General features: G+C 54.5%; 11 protein-coding genes. 8 read left to right on the top strand and 3 right to left on the bottom strand.

Annotated features, from left to right (window positions below):
- Positions 1 to 490 (bottom strand): serine dehydratase beta chain (locus ACTF5M_RS10830; protein ID WP_438960996.1); only part of this gene is annotated, 490 nt, incomplete at its 3' end.
- A 191-nt stretch (positions 491 to 681) separates the two neighbouring features.
- Between ACTF5M_RS10830 and rpiA the strand changes: the two genes are divergently transcribed.
- From rpiA to ACTF5M_RS10800, 6 genes are all read left to right on the top strand, one after another.
- Entirely contained in the window at positions 682 to 1,467 is a 786-nt protein-coding gene (gene rpiA, locus ACTF5M_RS10825; RefSeq protein ID WP_438960995.1) for a ribose-5-phosphate isomerase RpiA, read from the top strand.
- Positions 1,468 to 1,645: 178 nt separating this feature from the next.
- Positions 1,646 to 3,001 (top strand): glutathione-disulfide reductase, encoded by a 1,356-nt coding sequence (gor, locus tag ACTF5M_RS10820; protein ID WP_438960994.1) that lies wholly within the window; start codon positions 1,646 to 1,648, stop codon positions 2,999 to 3,001.
- 87 nt (positions 3,002 to 3,088) lie between these two features.
- On the top strand, positions 3,089 to 4,285 hold the full coding sequence (gene hflK / locus ACTF5M_RS10815) for an FtsH protease activity modulator HflK (RefSeq protein WP_438960993.1): 1,197 nt from the start codon (positions 3,089 to 3,091) through the stop codon (positions 4,283 to 4,285).
- Complete coding sequence (gene hflC, locus ACTF5M_RS10810) at positions 4,285 to 5,169, top strand: protease modulator HflC (protein WP_438960992.1); 885 nt, start codon at positions 4,285 to 4,287, stop codon at positions 5,167 to 5,169. The genes hflK and hflC overlap by 1 nt, the downstream gene beginning before the upstream one ends.
- A 12-nt stretch (positions 5,170 to 5,181) precedes the next feature.
- Positions 5,182 to 5,385 (top strand): DUF2065 domain-containing protein, encoded by a 204-nt coding sequence (locus tag ACTF5M_RS10805; RefSeq protein WP_438960991.1) that lies wholly within the window; start codon positions 5,182 to 5,184, stop codon positions 5,383 to 5,385.
- A 269-nt stretch (positions 5,386 to 5,654) separates the two neighbouring features.
- Positions 5,655 to 7,082 carry a Do family serine endopeptidase gene (locus ACTF5M_RS10800; protein ID WP_438960997.1) on the top strand — a complete coding sequence of 476 codons (1,428 nt, stop codon included), beginning with the start codon at positions 5,655 to 5,657 and terminating at the stop codon, positions 7,080 to 7,082.
- Between the two features lie 70 nt (positions 7,083 to 7,152).
- On the opposite strand, the gene ACTF5M_RS10795 is transcribed toward ACTF5M_RS10800, so the two are convergent.
- Complete coding sequence (locus tag ACTF5M_RS10795; protein ID WP_438960990.1) at positions 7,153 to 7,692, bottom strand: peptidoglycan-binding domain-containing protein; 540 nt, start codon at positions 7,690 to 7,692, stop codon at positions 7,153 to 7,155.
- A gap of 149 nt (positions 7,693 to 7,841) precedes the next feature.
- Here ACTF5M_RS10795 and ACTF5M_RS10790 point away from each other — a divergent pair, with 149 nt between their 5' ends.
- Together ACTF5M_RS10790 and ACTF5M_RS10785 are read left to right on the top strand one after the other, a co-directional pair.
- Positions 7,842 to 8,165 (top strand): 2Fe-2S iron-sulfur cluster-binding protein, encoded by a 324-nt coding sequence (locus ACTF5M_RS10790; RefSeq protein ID WP_048598267.1) that lies wholly within the window; start codon positions 7,842 to 7,844, stop codon positions 8,163 to 8,165.
- Positions 8,165 to 8,686, top strand: a complete 522-nt coding sequence (locus ACTF5M_RS10785; protein WP_438960989.1) for an FG-GAP repeat domain-containing protein — start codon at positions 8,165 to 8,167, stop codon at positions 8,684 to 8,686. Before ACTF5M_RS10790 ends, ACTF5M_RS10785 begins: the two co-directional genes overlap by 1 nt.
- Before the next feature lie 195 nt (positions 8,687 to 8,881).
- Here the strand turns inward: ACTF5M_RS10785 and ACTF5M_RS10780 are convergent.
- Positions 8,882 to 9,181: phosphoribosylglycinamide synthetase C domain-containing protein (locus tag ACTF5M_RS10780; protein ID WP_438960988.1), on the bottom strand; the 300-nt coding region annotated here is incomplete at its 5' end.

Below are 9,181 nucleotides of genomic sequence, written 5' to 3'. Positions count from 1 at the left end.
CGGTCGCAGCACCGTTCTGAAGCTCTTCTTCGGTGAGAACAAATCCACCGCCAATAGAGTAGAAAACTTGCGACAAGATAACATCGCCCTGCGCATCGGCGGCCTGCAGGCGCATTCCGTTGGCGTGTCCCGTCAGGCGGGTATCATAATCAAAGATCAGGTCTGCGGCAGGATCAAAACGCAAATTGGGCAGGCCATCATTGATGACTTCTTTGTCCGCGTTGATCGCCGCAAGGGCGGCCTCGGCTTTGGTCTCGTCGTAGGTGTCTGGCAAAAAGCCGGCCAGCCCAAGAATGGTCGCACGGTCTGTTGCGTGACCTGCGCCCGTAAATGCGAGGGAGCCGTGCAAAGAGGCCTTAAGCCCGTAGGCTGTGAACGGGGCCGCGCGCAGCATGTCCAAAAAGCGCGCAGCCGCAACCATCGGTCCCATTGTATGAGACGACGATGGGCCGATGCCCACTTTGAACATATCAAAGACAGATAAAAACATATGTTAAGGGATACTTGCTTAGGGGCGGGGCGGGCGTCTGATTGCGACGTTTCAAAGGGCCATTCGGTCAGGGGCGAAGGGCTTTGACGAAGTGCGGCGCAGACTTGTTGAATGCTGCGCACAAAACCCGCTCGCACCTTTGGCCGATGCGATTTATAGACGGCGCAACAGCAAAGATAAGGAGCACTGCCATGCCCGCTGAATTGTCACCCATCGAGAAAGCCAAATTTGTCTCGGCCAAGCGCGCGAGTGATTTCGTTGAAACCGGAATGCGTGTCGGTCTGGGGACCGGATCAACTGCGGCGTGGATGGTGCGTTGCCTTGGAGAGCGCGTGAAAAACGACGGTCTCAAAATTAAGGGCGTGCCCACATCAAGCAGAACTGCAGCACTTGCCCAAAGTCTGGGCATTGAAGTTGTCACTCTTGATGAGGCCAAGTGGTTAGACCTGACCATCGACGGTGCGGATGAGTATGATGCGGACCTAAGCATGATCAAAGGGGGTGGCGGCGCGCATTTGCAGGAAAAAGTTGTGGCCACAGCCAGCGATCGCATGATCGTGATTGCGGATGCAGCCAAGAAAGTAGACACCCTTGGTGCGTTCCCACTCCCTCTCGAGGTGATCCCGTTCGGCTGGCAAACCACCAAAACACTTGTGGAAGAAACGCTGGTTGGCATGGATGTTTTGGGTCGGACAGCTGCGCTACGTATGAATGGTGACGCGCCTTTCGTGACGGATGAGAACAACCATATTCTTGATTTGCACCTTGAGCGCATTGGTAACCCACGCCAGCTGAGCCTCGTGATGAACCAAATTCCGGGCGTTGTGGAAAACGGGCTGTTTATCGATATTTGTGATGTCGTCGTCGTAGGGCACGGTGATGGCCGCGTTGAGGTGACAGACATTTCCAACGGTACCGTTGAACATGACAGCGTCAATCTGATGGAGCATGAAAACCTGTTCGCCGATTTGGGCTGATTGTTAGGCCTATTCGGAAATGATGGGGTGTATGGCGCGCTCTCAATTCTGTGAACGATGGGGCGCGTGGCTTGCGCTTGCCAAGCGGCCATGTGCACACTTGTGCAAGAAGTGAATGAAAACGCGCAGGTGGTGACGCTACTTGCGTGTTGCTGAACAAATAGAAAAGGGCCGTCGAATGGCGTATGATTTTGACTTGTTTGTCATTGGTGGCGGTTCTGGCGGCGTGCGTGCAGCGCGGGTTGCGGCAGCAACAGGTGCCAAAGTGGCGCTGGCCGAAGGCTCTCGGTTGGGCGGTACATGTGTGATCCGCGGGTGCGTGCCCAAAAAGCTGATGGTCTTTGCATCAGAGTATCCCGAAACGTTTGAGGCCGCGCGCAACTATGGTTGGGATGTGACTGCCGGTGATTTTAACTGGAGCACGTTTCACGGCAAATTAGTAGCCGAGTTGGATCGCCTTGAGGGCATCTACCGCCGCTTGTTGGACAATTCTGATGTTAAAATTTTTGACGCTTTTGCAAAGCTGGTGGATCCGCACACAGTTGAGCTGGATGGCGGCCAGCGTGTCACGGCAAAGACTATTTTGATCGCAACTGGCGGTACGCCAACGCGGCCTGATATTTCTGGCGCTGAATTAGGCATTGTCAGCGACGATATTTTCCACGTTGAGGCATTGCCCAAAACGATGCTGATCATCGGCGGCGGTTATATCGCGTCTGAATTTGCAGGCATTATGAACGGTCTGGGTGTAAAGGTCAGCCAGTGGTATCGCGGCGAGCAAATCCTGCGCGGCTTTGATGAAGAAGCGCGCAACTTGGTGGCGCAAGGAATGCGCGAGAAAGGCGTTGATTTGGTCACCGGCGCGAATGCTGCATCGCTTGAGAAAACAGGTGCGGGAATTTTCGTCAAAGGCACCCACGGCGACGATGCGACATTTGATGTTGTGATGTTTGCTACTGGCCGCCGGCCATTGACGGATAACTTGGGTCTTGACGCGGCAGGGGTTGCCACAGGTTCAAGCGGTCAGATTACAGTTGATAAGTTTTCACGTACCAGTGTTGAAAACATCTATGCGGTGGGCGATGTCACAAAGCGTGTTGAGTTAACGCCTGTCGCGATCCGCGAAGGCATGGCGTTTGTGGAAACCGTGTTCAATGATAACTCAACGGCCGTAGATCATGAGTTGATCCCATCGGCGATCTTTACGCAGCCTGAGATGGGTACAGTTGGCCTGTCAGAGGAAGATGCGGCCCAGCAAGAGCCGATTGAGGTCTACTCCACCTCGTTCCGTCCGATGCAAACCGCGTTTGCGGAAGGGCAGGGTAAAGTTCTAATGAAACTCGTGGTTTCCAAGGCAACGCGGGTTGTTTTGGGCTGTCATATTGTCGCGCCTCACGCGGGTGAGTTGATCCAACTAGCAGGTATTGCCGTGAAAATGGGCGCTACAAAAGAGCAGTTTGACCAAACATGTGCCGTTCACCCGACAATGTCGGAAGAACTGGTGACCATGAAAACGCCTGTGCGCAGTACTTGATCGGCGGAAGTTGCTTGAAATTACGCCACGATCGCCCACATAGAGTAGCATACCGACCCATTACTTAACGAAGAGAGCTTTTCATACATGGCTGGAAATAACGGCGGCCCTTGGGGTGGCGGAGGCGGAAATCGCGGCGGCGACGACCTTGGACCGGGAAATGACGGAAACCGTGGAAACGGCGGACGGCGTCCAAACGAGGGCGCGCAGATCCCGGAAATTGATGAGCTGATGAAAAAAGGCCAAGAGCAATTGCGCGTCCTGATGGGTGGCAAAGGCGGCGGCACTGGTTCAGGCGGCAACGGCACCGGAAGCGGTGGGCCCATGCTGACCCGCGGTACGTTTGGCCTTGCTGCGTTGGCTGGTTTGGTCCTGTGGGGCATGGCATCGTTTTACACGGTCCGTCCTGAACAGCAGTCCGTTGAGCTTTTCTTGGGTGAATTCCGCGGTGTCGGCACCGAAGGTCTAAACTTTGCTCCATGGCCGTTTGTGACAGCCGAAGTGTTCAACGTGACCACGAACCGCACCGAAGACATTGGCGTTGGTCGCGGTACAAACGGCGACAACGGCTTGATGCTGACGACTGACGAAAACATCGTCGACATTGACTTCCAAGTGGTTTGGAACATCAAAAATGCACAAGATTTCTTGTTCAGCTTGGCTAATCCACGTCAATCAGTCGTTTCAATCTCAGAAGCAGCGATGCGCGAAGTTATCGCACAGTCGGAACTTGCGCCGATCTTGAACCGTGACCGTGCTGCGATTGAAGCTGAAGTGCGTACCCGTATCCAAGGCACCCTTGATGACCGCGACAGTGGTATCAACATTGTGCGCGTCAACTTCAACAAAGTGGACCCGCCGAGCCAGCAGGTTGCTCTGACCGACAACGACGGCAACACCCGCAATGTCAGCGTTATTGACGCTTTCCGCGATGTTCAGGCCGCCGAACAAGAGCGTGACCGCGTTGAGCGTCAAGCGGATGCCTATGCAAACGCACGCCTTGCGGATGCACGTGGTGAATCTGCACGGGTCCTAGAAGAGGCTGAAGCGTACCGCGCGCGCCAAGTGAACGGCGCCATTGGTGAGGCTTCACGCTTTTCATCCGTTTTAACTGAATACGCGCAAGCCCCCGATGTGACCCGCACCCGTCTTTATCTTGAGACGATGGAGCGCGTTTTGGGCGACGTGGATAAGATCATTCTTGAAGACACCAGCAGCGGCGGTGGACAGGGCGTTGTACCTTACCTGCCTCTCAATGACCTGCGCCGTGGAGGATCAAACTAATGCGTAAGAACGTTTATATCTTGCCTATTCTCGTGATCGTCGTCGCAACGGCCTTGTCTTCGATCTTCATTGTTGACGAACGCAACAAAGCACTCGTGCTGCGGTTCGGTCAGATTGTGAACGTGGTTGAAGAGCCCGGGTTGGGTTTCAAAGTACCGCTCCTTGATGAAGTGGTGCGCTACGAAGATCGTATTTTGTCGCTGCAGACACCCACAATCGAGGTCACCCCCGCGGATGACCGTCGTTTGGAAGTAGATGCGTTCGTTCTCTACCGGATTGCTGACATCATTCAGTTCCGCCAAGCGGTTTCATTTGGCGGCCTGCGTGAAGCAGAAGCACAGCTTGAAAACATTCTCGACGGTCAGATCCGTGCGGTCTTGGGTTCCGAGGGTGTGACATCCAATACTATTCTGTCACCTGAGCGGAGTGCGTTAATGGAGAACATCCGCGTTCAAGCCGCGGCACGTGCGGATGCTTTGGGTCTCGCAGTTGTTGAGGTGCGCCTGCGCCAGACAAACCTGCCTGAGCAGAACTTTGACGCGACGCTGCAACGTATGATCGCCGAGCGTGACCGTGAAGCAACCGATGAACGTGCCCGTGGCCGTGAGGCGGCATCACGCGTACGTGCGCTTGCCGACCGTACTTATGACGAGATCATTGCTGAAGCGACACGTGATGCGCGGATCATTGAAGGTGAAGCAGATGCGGAGCGTAACCGCATTTTTGCTGAAGCCTACACGAAGGACCCAGAGTTCTTTGAATTCTACCGCTCGCTTGCCGCTTATGAAGAAGCAATCAAGGGCAGCAACTCAACCCTCGTGTTGTCACCCGATAGTGAGTTCTTCAACTACTTGCGCTCCGACACTGGCGCATCGGCAAACTAAAGCAAGCGCCTCGTGTTTGTTGATATAACATTGGCCCAGCTCCTTCTTTTGGGGTTGGGCCTTTTACTTTTTGTGGAGGGGCTGGTCTATGCGCTCTTTCCCAAAATAGTAGAGCAACTTTTAGAGGCGCTGCGCGACACGCCCCTTGAAGCGCGTCGGTTGATTGGTCTACTTTCCATGCTCGGCGGGCTTGCTTTATTGTGGTTTTTATCTTGACAATAGCGGGTGTTGCGCAGCGTAAATCCGCGCAACAATAGTCACAGCACCGTTATATCCGGCCCAAAGACTTGGCCATTTGCACAAACGTCCCTACTTCTAAATCCACAGCGGGAACGTTCCCCGCGGTTGATGCAATCAGACCTATGCAAAACATGCAGTCGAACGAGGAGTTTACATTGCAGTATTTAGCGAAAAACCTTCCTAGCCGCAGACAGCCTGCCCGAAGTGCTGTCAAAGTAGCGACCCAACCAAAAATGTCCCTGCCGATGTTTGCTGTCGCCCTGACCGCCTTGTTGGCGTTCTGCGCAATTGTGTTGGCATCGGTGCCAGCAAATGCCCGCAGCGCTCCTGCAAGTTTTGCGGATTTGGCAGAGAAAATTAGCCCCGCAGTGGTCAACATCACCACATCAACAGTTATCGCGGGCCGGACCGGCCCCCAAGGGATCGTGCCTGAGGGCTCGCCTTTCGAAGAGTTTTTTAACAACCGTCCCCGCAATAACGGACCCCGCCGATCGTCTGCGTTGGGATCTGGCTTTGTGATTTCTGAGGACGGTTTTATTGTCACCAACAATCACGTTATTGAGGGTGCTGACGAAATCCAGATTGAATTCTTCCCTGGCGACGGCCAGCCGACAGAGTTGTTCAACGCAGAACTGATCGGGAAAGATAAAAACACTGATATCGCCCTTCTAAAGGTAGATGCAGATACGCCACTACGCCATGTGCCGTTTGGTGACAGCAACATCGCGCGTGTGGGTGATTGGGTGCTTGCAATGGGTAATCCGCTTGGGCAGGGTTTCTCGGTTTCTGCGGGTATTATTTCTGCGCGTAATCGTGCCCTTCAGGGAAGCTATGACGACTACATCCAGACAGATGCGGCGATCAACCGTGGCAATTCGGGCGGACCATTGTTCAACATGGACGGTGAAGTGATTGGCGTGAACACAGCCATCTTGTCGCCCAACGGTGGGTCAATCGGGATCGGTTTTGCGATGTCATCAGATGTTGTGACCCGCGTTGTGGCGCAACTGAAAGAATACGGTGAAACCCGTCGTGGCTGGTTGGGTGTGCGTATCCAAGACATCGCGCCTGATATGGTTTCGGCGATCGAAGGACTTGAAAATGAGAAAGGTGCGCTTGTCACTGATGTGCCAGACGGCCCTGCTAAGAACGCTGGTATCCAAGCCGGCGACGTTATTCTGAATTTTGATGGCGATGAAGTTGAGGACACCCGTGGCCTTGTGCGCCGTGTAGGTAATACCGACGTGGACAAGACGGTGCGGGTTGTCGTGCTGCGCGATGGAAGCCGTGAAACACTTCGTGTCACTTTGGGCCGTCGTGAAGTGGCTGAAGCGGCCAGCGCATCAGGCGATGATACACCGCAAGAGCCAGACAGCCTGGACATTCTCGGCATGACTTTGTCAGAGCTGAGCGATGATATGCGTCAAGAACTTGGACTAAGCGAAGGTGCGGCGGGTCTAGCTGTCGTTGACCTTGATGAGGCGTCTGAGGCGTTTTCGAAGGGTCTACGTGCGGGCGATGTGATCACCGAGGCTGGGCAAGAAAAGCTTGAGACTGTTGGTGATTTTGAGGACCGTGTTGCTGATGCCCGTGATGCTGGGCGGACGTCACTACTGCTCCTCATCCGTCGTGACGGGCAGCCTCGCTTTTTGGCGCTGTCCCTAAACGACTAATCATCGCATGATGTGAAAAATCCATAAGGCGCGTCAATTTCTGGCGCGCCTTTTACGTTAGATTATTTGGTCACCGCTCTTCGCGTTTAATAGGAGCGAGCCCCAACTGGCGCGCGGCGGCGGTGGACAAAAGCGCACTATCAAGACCCTGCGCTTTTTGATGTCGCCGGATCGCCATACGTGTCCTAAGATCCAGAATGCCTGTGATTGCGCCTGTGTAGAGATCGCGGGCCGCTAAGGCGCGCTGGACTGAGGAAACAAGCGCCGGGGTAAGTGCATCACTGCACAACGCTTCAAACCACAGCTCTTTGCGTTCTGTCACGATCCGCTGCAATGTTTCAGAGCGGTACATCGGCGGTGACAGCACAGTGCCATCGCTGCTGAGCTGTGCGGGTTGCGCCAAAACTTGCTGGGTCACAGTTTCCACCACAGCGGGGCTCACATCGCGGCCATAACAAATCCCATCTTCGGCGTTGGGTGGCCCGATGCCAAACGCGGCCGTAGCTTGGTCTGCGCGAATGGGCTGTTCAACGGGCGTGCAGGCTGCAGAAATCACAAATACTCCAAGGCCCAGAATTTTGGGTAATTTGCTGAAGTCACAAAGACGCATTTGGGGTCCTGACGGCTAAATCCGAGATAATTCTTGGCACATAATAGGGTAATCTGCGGCCTCATCGCAAACCCTATGACCTTCGCTCTAGAAAAACCCTCATCGAGCCGCTACATCTTGCGCCAGATATTTAAACTGGAGGCCATCTCATGGCGAAAATTACCTATATTGAATTTGGCGGCACCGAGCATGTTGTCGAAGTTTCGAACGGCCTCACGGTTATGGAAGGTGCGCGTGACAACAACATTCCAGGCATCGAAGCGGATTGTGGTGGCGCGTGTGCGTGTTCAACTTGCCACGTGTATGTGGATCCTGCATGGGCTGATAAGTTGCCTGCTTTGGACGGCATGGAAGAAGATATGCTCGACTTTGCGTTTGAAGCGAAACCGGGTCAGTCACGCTTGACCTGTCAGTTGAAAGTGACTGACGAGCTGGATGGGCTGATTGTCCGGATGCCTGAAAAGCAAGTTTAATGATTTGGCGCGCCGCTTGGTTGGTTGCGACGCTTGTCTGCTTAGCGGGCGGCGGGACGGCTCAGACAATTCAAGCGGCGCGCTTTACCGATCCTACAACACGCTACGGTCATGGGGTGCTTGGAGATGCGGTTGAATACGGTGGCTTACAGATCACTGTCCTATTGAGCAGCGGTAAGCGCCACACCCGCAGCATTAAGTTACCCGCTAGTCACGTATTCGAAGACATCACCCCACGTCTTTGGGATGTAACCGGAGACGGTTTACCTGAGGTTGTGGTGATTGAGACAGATGTCGCGCGCGGTGCGGCGCTTGCTATTTATGGCCCCAATGGCAAACTTGCTGAAACGCCTCATATCGGGTGCACGAACAGGTGGCTTGCTCCAATTGGGGCGGCCGATTTGAACGGCGACGGAATAATCGAAATTGCTTATATTGACCGCCCGCATTTGGCCAAAGAACTGCGGGTCTGGTCTTTTGTGAACGGTGTCTTCGCCCATTGGCGCGCGCGTCGGGGCTGATCAATCACCGCATCGGCGAGGACTTTATTTCCGGCGCTTTGATCCAATGTAGTGGCAGCCCGACGATCATTACCGCCAACGCAGATTTGTCACGTCGCATGGGGACTGTGCTTCAGGCGGGCACGCTCGTTAGTCGTGATCTGGGCCCATTTGCTGGGCGCCAAAGTCTTGAACGCTGTTAAATGTTCATGCGCCTTAAAGAGCACGCCAACCGATATCGCTCCGGCTGAACCCCTCTGGCCAATCGATTTTGTCCAGCATTGCGTAAGCCGTTTTGTGAGCCTCGGCCAATGTCGCGCCGCGCGCTGTGGCGTTCAGCACCCTTCCGCCATTGGCGACAATCGCACCGTCTTTCTGTGCGGTTCCAGCGTGAAAACACATTTGCGTGCTGCTTTCTGGTAAGGCGTCTAGACCGCGAATTTCTGTGCCTTTTGCATAGTCGCCGGGATAGCCATTTGCGGCCATCACGATGGTCATTGCGTGGTCGTGGGCCCA

The organism is Nereida sp., assembly GCF_965655635.1.
Taxonomy (GTDB): Bacteria; Pseudomonadota; Alphaproteobacteria; order Rhodobacterales; family Rhodobacteraceae; genus Nereida.
Note: the sequence above shows the minus strand (reverse complement) of the source record. Positions and strands in the feature narration are given on the sequence as shown.

Coding starts and splice junctions, on each gene's coding strand:
- rpiA (WP_438960995.1), top strand. CDS start 682: ATGCCCGCTGAATTGTCACCCATCGAGAAAGCCAAATTTGTCTCGGCC.
- gor (WP_438960994.1), top strand. CDS start 1,646: ATGGCGTATGATTTTGACTTGTTTGTCATTGGTGGCGGTTCTGGCGGC.
- hflK (WP_438960993.1), top strand. CDS start 3,089: ATGGCTGGAAATAACGGCGGCCCTTGGGGTGGCGGAGGCGGAAATCGC.
- hflC (WP_438960992.1), top strand. CDS start 4,285: ATGCGTAAGAACGTTTATATCTTGCCTATTCTCGTGATCGTCGTCGCA.
- ACTF5M_RS10800 (WP_438960997.1), top strand. CDS start 5,655: ATGTTTGCTGTCGCCCTGACCGCCTTGTTGGCGTTCTGCGCAATTGTG.
- ACTF5M_RS10795 (WP_438960990.1), bottom strand. CDS start 7,692: ATGCGTCTTTGTGACTTCAGCAAATTACCCAAAATTCTGGGCCTTGGA.
- ACTF5M_RS10790 (WP_048598267.1), top strand. CDS start 7,842: ATGGCGAAAATTACCTATATTGAATTTGGCGGCACCGAGCATGTTGTC.
- ACTF5M_RS10785 (WP_438960989.1), top strand. CDS start 8,165: ATGATTTGGCGCGCCGCTTGGTTGGTTGCGACGCTTGTCTGCTTAGCG.